The organism is Streptomyces sennicomposti, assembly GCF_019890635.1.
GTDB lineage: Bacteria > Actinomycetota > Actinomycetes > Streptomycetales > Streptomycetaceae > Streptomyces > Streptomyces sennicomposti.
In genome coordinates this window covers 1-14,828 of the sequence record NZ_JAIOAB010000064.1, presented here as the reverse complement: position 1 = coordinate 14,828, position 14,828 = coordinate 1, and the positions used below count along the sequence as shown (strand labels likewise).

The window sequence follows — 14,828 nt, the reverse complement described above, 5'->3', positions numbered from 1 at the left end:
GTGCGGACATGGCCGCGAAGCAGGGGGAGCAGCGCACACGCCGTCGGCTCAGCACCGAGGAGCGCAGGGAGCAGTTGCTCTCGGTCGGGGCGCGGCTCTTCTCGGAGAGCCCGTACGACGAGGTGTGGATCGAGCAGGTCGCCGAGATCGCCGGCGTCTCCCGGGGGCTCCTCTACCACTACTTCCCGACCAAACGGGACTTCTTCGCCGCCGTCGTCGAACGCGAGAGCGAGCGGATGCTGCGGATGACCGCGGCGGTGCCCGGCGTTCCGGTGCGCGACCAACTGGCGGCCGGGCTCGACGCGTATCTGGAGCACGTCCAGGCGCACGCGCACGGCTACCGCGCCTTCCACCGCGCCGACGCGGCCGGCGACCAGGCCGTGCGCCGCGTCTACCAGCGGGCGCTGGCCGCGCAGGAGCGCCAGATCCTGGCCGCGCTCGCCGGGGACCCCGAGTTCGGCCCGCTCGCCGAGCGCCGCCCCGACCTGAAGCTGGCCGTTCGCGGCTGGCTGGCCTTCACCACCGCGGTCTGCCTGGAGTGGCTGCGCGACGCGCAGTTGAGCCGCGCCGAGGTGCGGGACCTGTGCACCCGGGCGCTGCTGGGCGTGCTGACGGACTGAACCGCGCCCCGCGCGCGGGCGGCGGCCGTGGCGCGGAGGGGACCGCGCACCCGCGCCCCTGCCCCCGCGCACTCGCACGCGCGTACCCGCGCCCCCGCACCCGTGCACGGCGGCCGGTCGGCCGTCGTGTGCTCCCGCCCTGCCCCCGCCCTGCTTCCGCTCGCCACCCCCGCGTGGTTGGCGTACGCGCGGGACTCCTATAGGTTAGGCAAGGCTTACCTAATGAGGAGGTTCCGGATGGGTGACAGCCACACGTGGGCCGCGGTGCCCGGCGCCGCGCAGCGGGCCAGGTCGGTGCTCGCCGTCGCATGGTCCTGCACGGTGACCACCGAGGGCTCCCCGGAGGAGTTCACCGGCGCGCACTCCGTGACGGGCGACGGCCGGGTGCTCCTGCGCGCCCCCGAGGACAGCGCCCTGGCCGCCACCGCGCTGCTCGCCCCCCGCGGCGAACTCCCCGCCCTGCTGGAGTTCGCCGACGTGGCCCCGGTCCCCGTGCGCAACCGCATCCGCGCCCGGCTGCGGCTGGCCGGCCGGTTCACCCGGGCCGGCGACAGCCTTCTGTTCCAGCCCGTGCGCGTGGTGCTGCGCCAGCCGCCCGGCGCGGTCGTGATCGCCCCCGGCGACTTCGCCGCCGCCGAACCCGACCCGCTGGCCACCGCCGAGGCGCGGCTGCTCACCCACCTCGCCGACTCCCACCCCGACGCGGTCGAACGGCTCACCCGGCTGGTCGGCCCCGACAGCCTGCACGGCGCGGTCCGCGTCCGGCCGCTCGCCGTGGACCGGCACGCGCTGACCTTGCGCATCGAACGCGCCCGCACCGACGGCGACGTACGGCTGGCCTTCCACGCCCCGGCCGACGACGTCTCCCAGCTCACCGAGCGCATGCACGTCCTGCTCGCCCAGGCGGCCGGCGCCTCCTGCGGCCGGGCCCTACAGCGGCAGCGCGCAGACGGCGACGGGTGAGGCGTACGGCTCGCCGGCCAGCCGCAGCGCGCCGTCGGCGCGGTCCACGCGGAACACGCTGACCGTGCCCGACTTCTGGTTCGCCGCGAACAGCAGCGCGCCGTCCGGGGAGAAGGCGATCTGGCGCGGGAAGTCCCCGGCCACCGGCACCGCGTCCAGGAACCTGAGCCGCGCCCCGGCGGCCTCCACGGCGTAGCGCGCGAGGGTGTTGTGGCCCCGGTTGGCCAGATAGGCGAACCGGCCGTCGGCGGTGACCAGGAACTGCGCCGGATAGTTCGTGCCCTCGCCCGGCCCGGTGGCCTGCGGTTCGCCGATGGTCAGCCGGCCGCTCGCCGGGTCGTAGGCGCACACCGTGACGGTGTCGTCGACCTCGTTCGCGAGATAGGCGTACCGGCCGCCGGGGTGGAAGGCGAGATGGCGCGGTCCCGCGCCGGGCCGCGCCCGCGCCCGGGAGACCTCGGTCAGCCGGCCCGTACCGGTGTCCAGGCGGTAGGTGTAGACCGTGTCGGTGCCGAGATCGACGGCCAGGACATGGCCGCCGTCCGGAGCAGTGACGATCTGGTGGGCGTGCGGGCCCTGCTGCCCGGGGCCGGGCGGCGGGCTGGAGTGCGTCACCAGATCGGTGCGCTCGCCGAGCGCGCCGGACGCCTGGACCGGATGCACGGCGACGCTGCCGGACGTGTAGTTCGCGGTCAGCAGCCAGCGCCCGCCGGGATGCACGGACAGATGGCACGGCCCCGCCCCGCCGGTGCTCCGGGACCCCAGCACGGTCCGGTCGGCGAGCCGCACGGCGGTCACCGCACCGTCCTGGCGCTCGTCCACCGCGTACAGCGTGCGCCCGTCGGGGTGCACCGCGAGATACGACGGGTCGGCCACACCGGTCACCGCGCCGCGCCCGGTCACCGCCCCGGAGGCCGGGTCGTACGCCGCCAGGCCGATCCCCGCGCCCCCGCCCGCCACCGAGGTGTAGGTGCCCAGATACAGGGGGCGCGGTCCGGACCCGCGCGGCGCCGGCTCCCGGCCGGCCGCGCTCGGTTCCGGGAGCGGCGGCGCTCCGGGCGTCTCCCGCGGGGCCGCCGGCGCCGGGACGCCCGTGATCGCGGCGATCCCCGTCACCGCCCCCACGAACCGGCGCCTGCTCCAGCCGCGCGGCACTCCCGTCCCACCGTCCATGCCCGCACCTCAAGGTCGTCGACTGTCCCGGTCCGCCCCACACCTTGGCCCGGACCGCCCCACGACGGCAAGACCGGCAACCGCCGTTGCGCAAGCCGCAACGCGACGGGGGCGCCGTCCACCGCACCGCGATCCGCCGCCGGGAGCCGTCGCCCACCGGCCGCGGCATCACGACACGCGCGCGCCGCTGGAGCCGTCCGTCACCGCGCCGCGCCCCGGGCTACCGCTCGTCGTCCCGGTGGCGCCGCCGCTTGACCGGCGCGCCGAGCCGGTCGGCGATCCGGGTCAGCCGCGACCTGCGCTCGCGCTGCGCCCGCGTGTGCCGGTCCAGTTCCTCCAGCAGCCGCTGGGAGCGGTGCTCGGTGTCCATCTCGTCGATGATGCGGTTCACCTCGGTCAGCACCGCGCCCTGGAGCTGCCACTGGCTCGCGTCGTGCTGGATCTCCTCCAGCATCAGCTGCGCCAGCTTGTCGCGGGTGGCCGCGGCCTGCCGCAGCTCGGCGGCGAGCCGGGACTCGGCCGACTCCGCGCTCACGCTCACGTCGGTGGTCACCAGCACCGCGTAGCTGACCACCGCGTCGGAGATCTCGCACAGCAACTGCTGCACCACGGGCCCCGTCTGCGGCGAGAACAGCGGCTCGGGCTCGCGCTCCTTGGCCAGATCGGTGAGGCTGCGCGCCAGCACCCGCAGGACCACCGTGCAGATCTCCAGGGTGTCCAGGCCGGTGCGCAGCACCACCCGGTGCAGCAGCCCCTCCCGCACCCTCGGGTTCAGCCGGAGGCTGTCCTCGGCCTGCCGCAGCGCCGCGTCCACGTCGGCGATGTCGTGGTCCAGCCGGCGCGCCTCGTGCAGCCGCTCGGCGGCCTGCTCGACCGGGGTGCCGCCGGTCACCTGGTCGCCCATGTGCAGCATCAACTGACGCATCCGGCGCGCCAGGCCCTCGATCGACTCGCCCGCCTGCTCGGTCCACAACGGGGGAGCGAGCAGGAGATTGCAGGCCATGCCGACCACCGCGCCGATCAGCGTCTCCACGATCCGCGCCCAGGCCGTGCTGCCGACCGTGGTGACGCCCAGCACGAGCATGGCGCTGATCGCCACCTCGGCGACGAACTCGTCCACCCGCACCAGGTGCCCGACCGCCAGCCCCGCCAGGATCACCAGGGCGAGGCTCCACCAGGTGAGCCCCACCAGCAGCGAGAAGGCGATGGCCACGATGACGCCGGCCACTACCGCGTTGACCCGGCGGATACTGGTGGTCAGGGTCGCGAACAGGGTGACCTGCACGACCAGCAGGGCGGTCAGGGGGGCGGTCAGCGGCGCCGGTTCGGGGCTCAGCCACTTCGCGAACACATACGCGACCGTCGCCGCCACCGTCGACCGGAAGGCCTGGACGACCACCGGATCGCGGTGCCGCCGCACCAGCCCCGCAAGGGACGACATCCACTCACGTACAACTTGCATCCCTTGCGCTGTTCCCCGTTCGCATCCGCATCGAACGTGACCGGCGCCGAGTGCGACCGTCCGGGGCCCCGCCCGGACGGCCCACGGCCGGCCCGCCCGGACGGCCCACGGCCGGACCGGGCTCCGGCCGTACGGGTCGCCGCCCTCAGGCGTACAGCTTGTCCAGGAAGGCCGCCAGGTTGCCCCGCATCCGGTCGATCTGCTCGGTCAGGGTCAGGCTCTCCTCGAAGCGGATCCCGGTCTCGGGGACCTTCCTGCCCCGCACGTACAGGGAGCAGGCCAGATCGGTGCACATGTAAAGGCCGACCGAGTTGCCCTCGCGGCCCGCCGTCCCGGCCTTGCGGGCGGTCATCAGGGAGACCCCGCCGCCGGGGTGCGTGGTCAGGCACAGCGAGCACATGCTGCGGTGCAGGAACCCGCGCTGCGCGGACGGGAAGCGCAGCGCCACGCCCACGAGCCGGCCCTCGCGCTCGGTGACCAGATGGCTGCGGTCGGGCGCGCCCGGATCGCGCCAGCCGAGGAAGTCCAGGTCGTCCCAGGGGCGTTCGTCGAGGTCGCGGGGGACGGCCAGGCGCTTGGCCTCGCCCTTCGAGCAGTTGACGAACGAGGTGCGGATGTCCTGCTCGGTGAGCGGTCTCATCGGGGGCTCCTGGGAACACGGCGAACTGCCTAATGCTTTTAGTTACGCGGCTAGGGTAGGCAGGTCGCGGACGCAGCGGCCAGTGAATTTCGGGCTGTACCGGTCACCTCGGGCGCGGCGCGGTTCCATATCCTGGGCCGGAACGGGGCCCAGGAGTCGGACACGTCTTAATTTATTGCGTGGACTAAGGGGTCGAATAAGTCGCGTCGGGGTGGCTCGCGGCGGTATGTTGCAGGTCGGGCAGGGTTCGGACAAGGGAGCCACATGGCGGGGCGGAACGGGCGCACGGTGCGCGATCTCAGGCGGGCCAACCGCACGGCCGTACTCCAGCGGCTGTACTTCGACGGACCCCTCAGCCGCTTCGAACTCGGCCCGGCGACCGGGCTCAGCTCCGGATCGATCAGCAACGTCGTCGCGGACCTGGTCGCCGACGGGCTGGTCGAGGAGGCCGGCAGCGTCGACTCCGACGGCGGCCGGCCGCGCACCCTGCTGCGGGTGGCCCCCACCAGCGGCCACATGATCGGCGTGGACGTCGGCGAGACCCGGGTCCGCATCGAGCTGTTCGACCTCGCCCTGACCGAACTCGCCCGCGCCGAGCGGCCGCTGACGCCGCAGCGCTACGACGTGGACGTGATCACCGGGCACATCCGGGACGGCATCGCCGAGGTCCTGGCCGCCGCCCACCTGGCGCCCGAGCGGCTGCTCGGCGTCGGCATCGGCGTCCCCGGCATCGTCGAGCGCACCACCGACCGGGGCGCCGTCGTGCACGGGCAGACCATCGGCTGGAACGCCGTGCCGCTGGAGGCGCTGCTGCGCACCGACTCCCGGCTGCCCGAGAGCGTCCCCTACTTCATCGACAACGGCGCCAAGACGCTCGGCCAGGCAGAGATGTGGTTCGGCGGCGGGCGCGGCGCGGGCAACGCGGTCGTCGTCCTGTTCGGCTCGGGCGTCGGCGCCTGCCTGGTCACCCCCGAGGTGGAGCGCGGCCGGGCCGTCGAGTGGGGACACCTCACGGTGCGGGTGCGGGGCCGGCGCTGCCGGTGCGGCGCGCTGGGCTGCCTGGAGGCGTACGCCGGGGCGGAGTCGCTGCTGGCCCGCTGGCGCGAGGAGGGCGGTCGCCCGCCGCGCGACACCGACGAGGAGACGGCGCTGACCGCCATGCTGGCCGCCGCCTACCCGCCCGAGGGCACGGAGGCCGACCCGGTCGCGCTGGCCGTCCTGGAGGAGACCGCCGAGTACCTCGGCGCCGGTCTGTCCGACCTGATCAACCTCTTCCAGCCCGAGCGCATCCTCATCGGCGGCTGGGCCGGTCTCCAGCTCGGCTCCCGCTTCCTGCCCGCCGTACGCCGCCACGCCACCGCGTACGCGCTGCGCCACCCCGCGGAGAACGTGACCGTGGACCTCGGCCGGCTCGGTCCGGACGCGGTCACCGTCGGCGCGGCGATCCTGCCGCTGGCCGACTTCTTCACCCGCGGCGGACGGCGCGCCGAGCCCGTGCTCCAGGACCGGCTGCCGGCCTGGCAGACCGCGCTGGAGGAACGCCGGGCATGAGCGCCGGGCGCGGCGCGCCCGGGCCGGCGGCGGACCGGAGCCCTCGGTCCGCACCCGCGTGACTGCCGTGCCGGGGGTGCGGGACCACCCGCACGGCGGGAGGTGTCGTGCGGGTGGTCCCGCGCGGCGGGCCGGCCGGCGGCCCGGGCCCGGTTCGGCCGCGGTCCGGGCGCCGATCCGGCCCTGGTCACATGGATTGTCGAACGTCGGTTGCGAGCCGAGCGTGTCGCACATCATAGTGATCGGGGGATTTGCCGGGGGCGAGCGCCGTACGGCGATCAACGGCGCGTGCACGCACGTGATGTGACGCGCCGTCAGGACTGTTGCGGGGCCCCGCCGCACGACACTCGAAGGCGAGGCCCCGCAATGACCGGCGTGACCGACAGACCCTCAAGACGCCAGCCCAGCACCGTAGTCGTCCGTGGTGGTGCGGGGCGCGGGTTACGGGGGGCGACGCCGTGACCGACCCCGTACGGAACCCTGAGGCCACGGCCCCGTCCCCGCAGCGGGCGGAACCGGCGTCGGCGGGGGCGGCCTCCGCGCACCCGGCGCCCGTGAGTCCGGCCGACGCGCACCCGGCGGACGCCGTGTCGCCCGCGCTCGCCGCGGCGCTGGCCGAGGAGCTGATGCGCCGGGCCGGCGAGGACCGCGAACTGATGCGGGAGGCCGCCGCCGCGCCCACCCCGGAGCGACGACGGCGGATCGCCCGGTGCCACCGGGACAACGCGGAGGCGCTGGAGACGATCGTGCGCCGGCACGGCTGGCCGGACGCCTCCCTGGTGGGCCCGGCGGCGGCCACGGCGGCACTGATGATCCTGCTGCACGCCCCCGAGCCGGACTTCCGGCTGCGCTGCCGCGATCTGATCGCGCAGGCCGCGGCCGACGGCCGCTGTCCCGCCGTCCACTTCGCCTACATCGCCGACCACTGCGCCGTCGACCAGGGCGAGCTGCAGTTCTACGGGACGCGGATGGACCCCGCCACCCTGCGCCCCTACCCGGTCCGCCATCCCCGCACCCTCGACGAGCGCCGCCACGACGTCGGCCTCGGCCCGCTGGAGGAGCAGTTGCGGGCGCTGCGGCTGCCCGGTTGACGAGGCCCCCGGCGGGCGGGCGCCGAGCCCGCCGGGCGGCAGGTTTCGCAGGTCGTCGCGGAGGTACCCGCGCGTCGCCCCACGACGCGCACAGGGGTCCCACGACGCGAAGGGAGTTCCCCGTGACCGACGACCACCGCCGCGAGGCACCCGGCGAGAACGGCGCGCCCGTCCCGCGTGACATGCCCGACCAGCAGGCCCAGGGCGGCGACGACCCCTGGGAGGCCGCCGACCGCACGGCGATGGCCAGGGCGTCCCGGGCCGCGCGCACCGAGCCCGGCGCCGACGAGGACGTGCCCGACACCGACGAGGCCGGCACGGGCCGCGACAGCGGCGCGCCCTCCTCGGGCGCGACCCAGTCCGAGGAGCAGCCCGTACCGGAAGAGCCGTCCGGCTGACGTACGGGGAAGAGGCAGGGGAGAGCCGGTCCGGCCGACGCACACGGAGCAGCCGGTCCGGCTGACGTACGCCCTGCGACGCTCGGCCGCCGTGACGCGCCCCGGAAGGCGACCCTCTCGCGGGGCCGCCGCCCGAGGCGCGTCACGGCGGGTTCAGCCGACCTTGCGGCCCCGCATGGGCGCGGTGTCCGCGCCCTCGCCGCGCTGCAGTCCCTCCAGGAACTCCTGGATGACCTCGATCGCCGTACGCCGGGGCTGCCAGCCCAGTTCCGTGTGGGCCCGGGTGCAGTCCAGCAGGGGGAGGCGGAGCACCGCGTCGAACAGGTGCGGGGAGGCCGGCAGCAGATGCAGCCCCCAGGCGGCGGCGATCGCCGAACGCGCCGCGACGCGCGGCAGCCGTACCGGCCGGGTCCCCAGCAGCTCGCTCAGCACCTTCGCGTCCAGCGGCGGATCGGCCGCCAGGTTGAACGCCCCGCGCACCTCGCGGTGCAGCGCGAGCTGGTAGGCGCGGGCGCCGTCGTCCGTGTGCAGGGCCTGGACCCGCAGCCCGGGGATGTCCGGCAGGAACGGCAGCAGCTCCGGCCGGGCCAGCGGCCCGGGCAGGAACCGGCCGCCGAAGATGCGCCGCTGCTCGCTCGCCGACTCCGCCTTGAACAGGAAGGCCGGGCGCATCCGCACCACCCTGATGTCCGGGTGGTCCCGCTCGAAGGTGTCCAGGGTCCGCTCCAGATACGCCTTCTCCCGGGTGTACGCCGCGTCGGGCCACCCGTGCGTCGGCCACGACTCGTCGACCGGCCGGTCCTTGGGGCCGGGGGAGTAGGCGCCGACCGAGGAGGCGTGCACCAGCACCGGCACCCGGGCGGCGGCCGCCGCCTCGTACACCCGGATGGAGCCGAGGACGTTGGTGCGCCAGGTCGTCGCCGGGTCGTGCGTCGGCTGGAACGCCCAGGCGAGGTGGATCACCGCGTCCGCGCCCTCGAACTCGGCGGCGAGAGGGGCCAGCTCGGAGGACACGTCCACGGCCGCCCACTCCGTCTTCGGCGGCGACCAGTCCGGGATCCGGCGGGCCAGCCCCCGGACGGAGGCGACCTCCGGGTCCTCGGAGAGCAGACGGACGACGCTGGTACCGACGTTGCCGGTGGCGCCCGTGACGACGACCCTGCTGCCCGAAGCGCTGCTCACCTGGGGCTCCTCTCGGCCGGTGACTGAGACGCGCACCCGAGTACCCGGTCCCCGCGCCTCAACCCGGCACGCCCTCCGGGCGCTACGCGAACGCGTTCACCCCGGTCAGCTCCGCCGACAGGTCCCACAGGCGGGCCGCCTCGGCGGGATCGACGGCCCACGGCTTCACGCCGTCGGTCATCTGCCCCGGCCCGGTCTCGCCGGCCGGCTCGGCCACGTCGCAGTCCTCCAGATAGAGGCCGCCGAGGCCGTCCAGCCGCGGGGAGGTGGCCGCCCACACCTGGGTGGCGGCGCCCTGCTGCGGAGTCTTGAACTGCTCGGGGTGCAGCACGGTGCCGTTCTCGTCGATCCAGCCGCGCTCGACCATCTCGTCCCGCGCCAGATGGCGCTGGAGCGGGGTGAGGATGCCGCCGGGGTGCAGCGCGAAGGCGCGGACGCCGCGGTCCCGCGCCAGCGCGTCGAGGTGGACGGCGAACAGGACGTTGGCGGTCTTGGCCTGCCCGTAGGCCTGCCACTTGTCGTAGCCCTGCCGCCAGTGGACGTCGTCCCAGCGGACGCCGGAGAGCTGGTGGCCGCGCGAGGAGACCGAGACCACCCGGGCGCCGCCCGGCTCGATGGCCGGCCACAGCCGGTTGACCAGGGCGAAGTGGCCGAGGTGGTTGGTCGCGAACTGCGCCTCCCAGCCGGGCCCGACCCGGGTCTCGGGGCACGCCATGATCCCGGCGTTGTCGATGACGATGTCGAGGGTGCGGCCGGAGGCGAGGAACCGCTCGGCGAACGCGCGGACGCTGTCCAGGTCGCCGAGGTCCAGCTCGTCCACCTCCACGCCGTCCACACCGTCCAGCGCCTCCCGCGCGGTGTCCGGCCGCCGCGCCGGTACGACCACCCGGGCGCCGGCCTTAGTCAGCGCGCGGGTCGTCTCCAGCCCCAGACCCGAGTAGCCGCCCGTGACCAGGGCGAGCTTGCCGGTGAGGTCGATGCCGCGCAGGACGTCGTCGGCGGTGCTCGTCGCGCCGAAACCAGAACCGATCTTGTGCTGTGCCGAAATGCTCATGACCGGAACGCTACGAATTGGAGTGCTCTCGAAGTCAAGCCCCGGCCGACGGCGCGCACACGGACCCGCGACCGACACGCGGACGGCGCAGGCCTCTGTGCGACCGACACGCGGACAGTGGAAAGCCCCGGCCGTGACGGGGGAATCACGGCCGGGGCGGTCGGGGTGTGGGTACGCATGGCGGTCGCCTCTCGGCGAGACGCTCCACAGGGCTTCAGCCGAACGATCGTCCCTGTGGGCAATAGGTGAGGCCCGGGGACACTGTCCCATCCGCACCCACGATCTGTTCAACGGAGAACCACCCCTCGGTGTTCCGGCATCGGCCGGATGACGTGGTGATCCGTGTCACTCCGCCTCCGGCGCCCGCGACGCGGTCCGCGACGCCACCGCACCCTGCGGCTCCGGCTCCCGCACGGCGGCCGGCACGGCCTCCGCCCACAGGCTCTCCGCCTGCAGCAGCAGTGACCCGAGCACCGTGGTCCGGGCCGCCTCCCGGCCCGCGTGCTCCCGCAGCACCTCCTGCAGCCGGTGGTGCAGCTCCCGGCGCGTGCGCTCGCCGTCCTCGCCGCACCCGTCCCCGGAGTCTCCCGCCCTGGCGTCTCCGTCCTCGGCGTTCCCGTCCCCGGCCCGCCCGTCCGCCGGCCCGCCGAGCAGCCGGTCGCCCTCCGCACGGCAGGACTGCCCGATCAGCTCCAGCAGCCGTGCGTACGTGGCCAGCACCTCCGGGTCCGGCGGCATCGGCGCCCGGTCCTCGTCGGCCGCGATCGCCAGCGTCCGGGTGAGCGCCCGGACATGCCCGGTGATCCGGCTCCAGCGCTCGTCCTCCGCGTCCGGGGGGATGTCCGAGGGGACCCGGCGCAGGGCGCGCAGCGGGCCGTTCATCAGCCGGAGGCTCTCCCGGCTCCACCGGCGCGCCGAGTGCAGCGTCTCCAGCCGGTGCTCGAGGCGGGCCGAGCGGCGGGACCAGTCGGCGGCGGTGCGGGCGTCCCAGTCCCCGTCGCGCAGCTCCCCGGCGACCGCGCACAGCACGTCACCGGTCTCCCGCGCCACCGCCGCCAGGTTCTCCCGTACGTCCCGCAGATGGATCGGCGGCAGGACCAGGGCGTTCACGGCCACGCCGATCACCGCGCCGAGCAGCGTCTGGCCGAGCCGGTGCCCGACCGAGGCGGCCGAGACGCTGCCCGCCGCCAGGGTGAACACCGCCGTGGTGGCGCCGTAGATCCCCTGGTCGCCGAAGCGCGACCAGTTCGCCAGCAGCATCAGCAGCGGCAGGCAGATCGCGAGCGCGCCCAGGGTGTCGCCGGTGACCGCCTCCGCGCCCGAGGCGAGGAGCGTCCCGGCGCAGATCGCCGTGCACTGCTGCGCCGCCCGCCGCAGCGAGCTGTACACCGTGGCCTGTACCAGGACCAGCGCCACCCACGGCGCCATCAGGGCCATCGGGTCGCCCATCAGGTTCTTCGCCACGACCCAGGCCAGCAGGGCCGCGCCGGCCGCCTTCAGCGACTGCACCAGCAGGTCCCGCTCCCGGCCGGGGCCGCGCCCGATCGCCCGGACGGACCGCCCGATCCGGGCGGCCTCGGTGCGGACGGCGTGCACCGGCCGGACGCCGAGCGGCCGGACGAAGGCCTGCCACCGGTCGCCCGGCCGGCCGCGGGACGCCTCTCGCGAGTCCTCGGGCGACGGGGGTCCTGGGCTCTCCGGTACGCGCGTCATCGGAACCGGGTATCCGAGGACGCGGGGGTCCCAAGCGGGATCATCGTCACATTTTTCGTTCGCCGGGCACAGGTTTCGCAGGCAGGAAGGCGACCGGGCCTCAAGTCCTCAGGTTCACCGGTCCCCAGGCCCTGTCCCTGGGGCCGCTCCCCAGGGCCCTTTCCTCAGGGCCTCTCCGCAGGTCCTCTCCTCCGGCCTTCTCCTCAGGCCAGCGCTCCGTCCGCGAGCGACGCCAGCAGGTCGGCCGGGTCCCGGTACACCGCCGAGGCGCCCGCCTCCTCCAGGTCGGCGCGCGGGATGCCGCCGCACAGCACGCCCACACAGCGCACTCCGGCCCGGCTGCCGGCCCGCATGTCCCAGACCGTGTCGCCGACGAACACCGCCCGCCCGGGGTCCACCCCGGCCAGTTCCAGGGCGTGCTCGACGGGCTCGGGCGCGGGCTTGCCCTCGGCCACGTCGTCGGAGCTGGCCGTGGCGGTGATGGCGTCGTCCGCGTCGATCGCGCGGCGCAGCGCGCTCAGCTCGGGACCGCTCGCCGAGGTCGCCAGCACCACGGCCCACTCGTTCTCGTGCAGCCGCCGCAGCAGCCGGCCGGCGTCCTCGAACGCGGGCAGCCGCTCGAAGTACTGCGCGTACAGCGCGGTGTGGGCGGCGCTCAGTTCCGCGTCCTGCTCCTTGTCGCGGTCGTCGCCGAGCAGGTGCGCGATCAGATCGGTGGAGCCGAGTCCCACGGACCGGTGGACGGCGTGCATGGGCACCTGGTGGCCCGCCTGCCGGAAGGCCTCCCACCAGGTGACGACGTGGAGGTGGTTGGTGTCGACGAGCGTTCCGTCGACGTCGAACACGGCGGCACGGTCCATTACGGGAGTCCTCCCACTGCTTGTCGGTGCCGCCCGGGTACCCGCACCGCCCGCCCGCCACTCCGCCCCAGGTCAGCGACCTCTCCCCGGAACCGCGCCCAGCAGCGGGAGCCGCTCACCCCCGCGCCGCGCGGGCGGTCCCCACGCCGCCCGGGTCACCCTTGCGCCGCCCGGACCGGCGTCCGCCGCTCCCGGGTCCAGTCCAGCAGCTCGTCCGCCGTCCAGGTCGTCACCACCCGTTCGGCCGGCACCCCGCACTCCTCGGCCCGCGCGCAGCCGTACGCCTGCCAGTCCAGCTGGCCCGGCGCGTGGGCGTCGGTGTCGACGGCGAACAGCACGCCCGCCTCCACCGCGCGGCGCAGCAGCGGCCGGGGCGGGTCCAGCCGCTCGGGCCGGCTGTTGATCTCCAGCGCCGTCCCGCTCTCGGCGCACGCGGCGAACACCTCGTCCGCGTCGAACTGCGACTCCGGCCGCCCCCGCCCCGTCACCAGCCGCCCGGTGCAGTGCCCGAGCACGTCGGAGTGCGGATCGCGGACGGCGGCCACCATGCGCCGCGTCATCGACCGGGCGTCCATCCGCAGCTTGGAGTGGACCGACACCACGACGACGTCGAGCCGCTCCAGCAGCTCGGGCTCCTGGTCGAGGGAGCCGTCGTCGAGGATGTCGCACTCGATGCCGGTCAGCAGCCGGAACGGCGCCCACGTCTCGTTCAGCTCCGCCACCACGTCCAGCTGCTCGCGCAGCCGTTCGGGGGAGAGCCCGCGGGCCACGGTCAGCCGCGGCGAGTGGTCGGTCAGCACCGCCCACTCGTGCCCGAGCGCCGCCGCGGCCCGGCCCATCTCCGCGATCGGGCTGCCGCCGTCGGACCAGTCGGAGTGCAGATGGCAGTCGCCGCGCAGCAGCGCCCGCAGGGCCTCGCCCCCCTGGACGAGCGGCTGCCCCGCCTCCTGCTCCAGCTTCCGCAGATACCCCGGCACCTCACCGGCCAGCGCCTCCCGCACCACCTGCGCGGTCTTGGGGCCGACGCCCTTGAGCGACTCCAGCGTCCCGGCCGAGGCGCGCTCGGCGACCTCGTCGACGGGCAGCCCGGACAGCACCCCGGCCGCCGTACGGAAGGCGCGCACACGGTACGTCGGCTCCCGGGACCGCTCCAGCAGGAACGCGATCCGGTCCAGTGCCTCGACGGGGTCCATCGCCACCTCCACCCCCAGGGTTCCCCGGCGCCCCCGGACCCGCACCCACGGAAGGCGGTGCGGCGGGGCGCCGGTTTGCCCGGTGCGGCCCCGGGTACTGCGGTGGCTCGTCCCTGTCGTAGAGCACTCGTCGTAGAGCACCCGTCGCAGAGCCCCGCCGCAGCGCGCCCTCGTGAAGCACGCGTCGTGGCGCACAGCCGCAGAACACCCGCCGCGGCGCACGGCCGCAGAGCACCGCAGGAGGTTCCCGCCATGTCCGACCCCACGCCGGCCGCCGCCCCGGTGGCCGTGATCACCGGCGCCGACTCCGGCATCGGCCGCGCCACCGCCGTCCGCCTGGCCGAGGCGGGGCTGGACATCGGCATCACCTGGCACAGCGACGAGAAGGGCGCCGAGGAGACCGCCGAGGAGGTCCGTTCCAAAGGGCGCCGGGCGGCGGTCACCCGGATGGACCTCACCCGGCTGCCCGGCGCGGCCGACGCCCTGGACGAACTGGCCGACGCGCTCGGCGGCAGGGTCGACGTCCTGGTCAACTGCTCGGGCACCGGCACCGCCACGCCCTACCTCGACCTCGGCCTGGACGATCTGCGCCGGGTGCTCGACGTGGACCTGGCCGGGCCGTTCCTGCTGGGGCAGAAGGCGGCCCGGCGGATGATCGCGCAGGGCGACGGCGGCCGGATCGTCAACGTCACCTCGGTGCACGAGCACCAGCCGAGGGTGGGCGCGGCGCCCTACTGCGCGGCCAAGGGCGGCCTCGGCCTGCTCACCCAGGTGATGGCGCTGGAACTGGCCGAGCACGGCATCACCGTCAACGCGGTCGCGCCCGGCGAGATCGCCACGCCCATGACCGGCCAGGAGGACACCGACGTGCACACCGAGCACCGTCCCGGAGTGCCGCTGGGCCGGCCCGGCGACGCCCGCGAGGTCG

Annotated in this window: 14 protein-coding genes; 6 read left to right on the top strand and 8 right to left on the bottom strand. The window is 75.1% G+C overall.

The annotated features are described in order from the left end of the window. Window positions 1-8 precede the first annotated feature (8 nt). Both K7787_RS26610 and K7787_RS26605 read left to right on the top strand, forming a co-directional pair. A complete protein-coding gene (locus K7787_RS26610) occupies window positions 9-620 on the top strand; it encodes a TetR/AcrR family transcriptional regulator (RefSeq protein WP_164390799.1) in 612 nt (203 codons plus the stop codon). Window positions 621-857: 237 nt separating this feature from the next. After that, window positions 858-1,583 carry a DUF2470 domain-containing protein gene (locus K7787_RS26605; protein WP_223003212.1) on the top strand — a complete coding sequence of 242 codons (726 nt, stop codon included), beginning with the start codon at window positions 858-860 and terminating at the stop codon, window positions 1,581-1,583. Here K7787_RS26605 and K7787_RS26600 read toward each other — a convergent pair. The 3 genes from K7787_RS26600 to K7787_RS26590 form a co-directional block, all read right to left on the bottom strand. Beyond that, a complete protein-coding gene (locus K7787_RS26600; RefSeq protein WP_223003211.1) occupies window positions 1,551-2,756 on the bottom strand; it encodes a lactonase family protein in 1,206 nt (401 codons plus the stop codon). The genes K7787_RS26605 and K7787_RS26600 overlap by 33 nt on opposite strands. A gap of 220 nt (window positions 2,757-2,976) precedes the next feature. After that, window positions 2,977-4,218 carry an FUSC family protein gene (locus tag K7787_RS26595; protein ID WP_223003210.1) on the bottom strand — a complete coding sequence of 414 codons (1,242 nt, stop codon included), beginning with the start codon at window positions 4,216-4,218 and terminating at the stop codon, window positions 2,977-2,979. Window positions 4,219-4,363: 145 nt separating this feature from the next. Continuing rightward, window positions 4,364-4,858 carry an FBP domain-containing protein gene (locus tag K7787_RS26590; RefSeq protein WP_223003209.1) on the bottom strand — a complete coding sequence of 165 codons (495 nt, stop codon included), beginning with the start codon at window positions 4,856-4,858 and terminating at the stop codon, window positions 4,364-4,366. 264 nt (window positions 4,859-5,122) lie between these two features. Between K7787_RS26590 and K7787_RS26585 the strand changes: the two genes are divergently transcribed. The 3 genes from K7787_RS26585 (at window position 5,123) to K7787_RS26575 (ending at window position 7,898) form a co-directional block, all read left to right on the top strand. After that, on the top strand, window positions 5,123-6,409 hold the full coding sequence (locus tag K7787_RS26585) for an ROK family transcriptional regulator (protein ID WP_223003208.1): 1,287 nt from the start codon (window positions 5,123-5,125) through the stop codon (window positions 6,407-6,409). Between the two features lie 554 nt (window positions 6,410-6,963). Then, entirely contained in the window at window positions 6,964-7,500 is a 537-nt protein-coding gene (locus K7787_RS26580; RefSeq protein WP_308036480.1) for a DUF6624 domain-containing protein, read from the top strand. Between the two features lie 182 nt (window positions 7,501-7,682). Continuing rightward, window positions 7,683-7,898, top strand: coding sequence for a hypothetical protein (locus K7787_RS26575; protein ID WP_164388205.1), 216 nt, complete (start codon window positions 7,683-7,685; stop codon window positions 7,896-7,898). 153 nt (window positions 7,899-8,051) lie between these two features. Here K7787_RS26575 and K7787_RS26570 read toward each other — a convergent pair whose 3' ends face one another. The 5 genes from K7787_RS26570 to K7787_RS26550 form a co-directional block, all read right to left on the bottom strand. Further along, complete coding sequence (locus K7787_RS26570; protein ID WP_223003206.1) at window positions 8,052-9,080, bottom strand: SDR family oxidoreductase; 1,029 nt, start codon at window positions 9,078-9,080, stop codon at window positions 8,052-8,054. A gap of 82 nt (window positions 9,081-9,162) precedes the next feature. Next, window positions 9,163-10,134, bottom strand: a complete 972-nt coding sequence (locus tag K7787_RS26565; protein WP_223003205.1) for an SDR family NAD(P)-dependent oxidoreductase — start codon at window positions 10,132-10,134, stop codon at window positions 9,163-9,165. Window positions 10,135-10,479: 345 nt separating this feature from the next. Continuing rightward, window positions 10,480-11,847 carry an FUSC family protein gene (locus K7787_RS26560; protein WP_223003204.1) on the bottom strand — a complete coding sequence of 456 codons (1,368 nt, stop codon included), beginning with the start codon at window positions 11,845-11,847 and terminating at the stop codon, window positions 10,480-10,482. 203 nt (window positions 11,848-12,050) lie between these two features. Then, complete coding sequence (locus K7787_RS26555) at window positions 12,051-12,707, bottom strand: HAD family hydrolase (RefSeq protein WP_223003203.1); 657 nt, start codon at window positions 12,705-12,707, stop codon at window positions 12,051-12,053. A gap of 155 nt (window positions 12,708-12,862) precedes the next feature. Beyond that, window positions 12,863-13,900: a PHP domain-containing protein gene (locus tag K7787_RS26550; protein ID WP_223003202.1), complete on the bottom strand. Its 1,038-nt coding sequence runs from the start codon at window positions 13,898-13,900 to the stop codon at window positions 12,863-12,865. 252 nt (window positions 13,901-14,152) lie between these two features. Between K7787_RS26550 and K7787_RS26545 the strand changes: the two genes are divergently transcribed. Further along, window positions 14,153-14,828, top strand: a 676-nt coding sequence (locus K7787_RS26545) for an SDR family oxidoreductase (RefSeq protein ID WP_223003201.1), incomplete at its 3' end; no start/stop codon positions are given.

What these genes read in the sequence shown, in the direction of transcription:
- K7787_RS26610 (WP_164390799.1), top strand. Translation starts at nt 9, where the DNA reads ATGGCCGCGAAGCAGGGGGAGCAGCGCACACGCCGTCGGCTCAGCACC.
- K7787_RS26605 (WP_223003212.1), top strand. Translation starts at nt 858, where the DNA reads ATGGGTGACAGCCACACGTGGGCCGCGGTGCCCGGCGCCGCGCAGCGG.
- K7787_RS26600 (WP_223003211.1), bottom strand. Translation starts at nt 2,756, where the DNA reads ATGGACGGTGGGACGGGAGTGCCGCGCGGCTGGAGCAGGCGCCGGTTC.
- K7787_RS26595 (WP_223003210.1), bottom strand. Translation starts at nt 4,218, where the DNA reads ATGCAAGTTGTACGTGAGTGGATGTCGTCCCTTGCGGGGCTGGTGCGG.
- K7787_RS26590 (WP_223003209.1), bottom strand. Translation starts at nt 4,858, where the DNA reads ATGAGACCGCTCACCGAGCAGGACATCCGCACCTCGTTCGTCAACTGC.
- K7787_RS26585 (WP_223003208.1), top strand. Translation starts at nt 5,123, where the DNA reads ATGGCGGGGCGGAACGGGCGCACGGTGCGCGATCTCAGGCGGGCCAAC.
- K7787_RS26575 (WP_164388205.1), top strand. Translation starts at nt 7,683, where the DNA reads ATGCCCGACCAGCAGGCCCAGGGCGGCGACGACCCCTGGGAGGCCGCC.
- K7787_RS26565 (WP_223003205.1), bottom strand. Translation starts at nt 10,134, where the DNA reads ATGAGCATTTCGGCACAGCACAAGATCGGTTCTGGTTTCGGCGCGACG.
- K7787_RS26560 (WP_223003204.1), bottom strand. Translation starts at nt 11,847, where the DNA reads ATGACGCGCGTACCGGAGAGCCCAGGACCCCCGTCGCCCGAGGACTCG.
- K7787_RS26555 (WP_223003203.1), bottom strand. Translation starts at nt 12,707, where the DNA reads ATGGACCGTGCCGCCGTGTTCGACGTCGACGGAACGCTCGTCGACACC.
- K7787_RS26550 (WP_223003202.1), bottom strand. Translation starts at nt 13,900, where the DNA reads ATGGACCCCGTCGAGGCACTGGACCGGATCGCGTTCCTGCTGGAGCGG.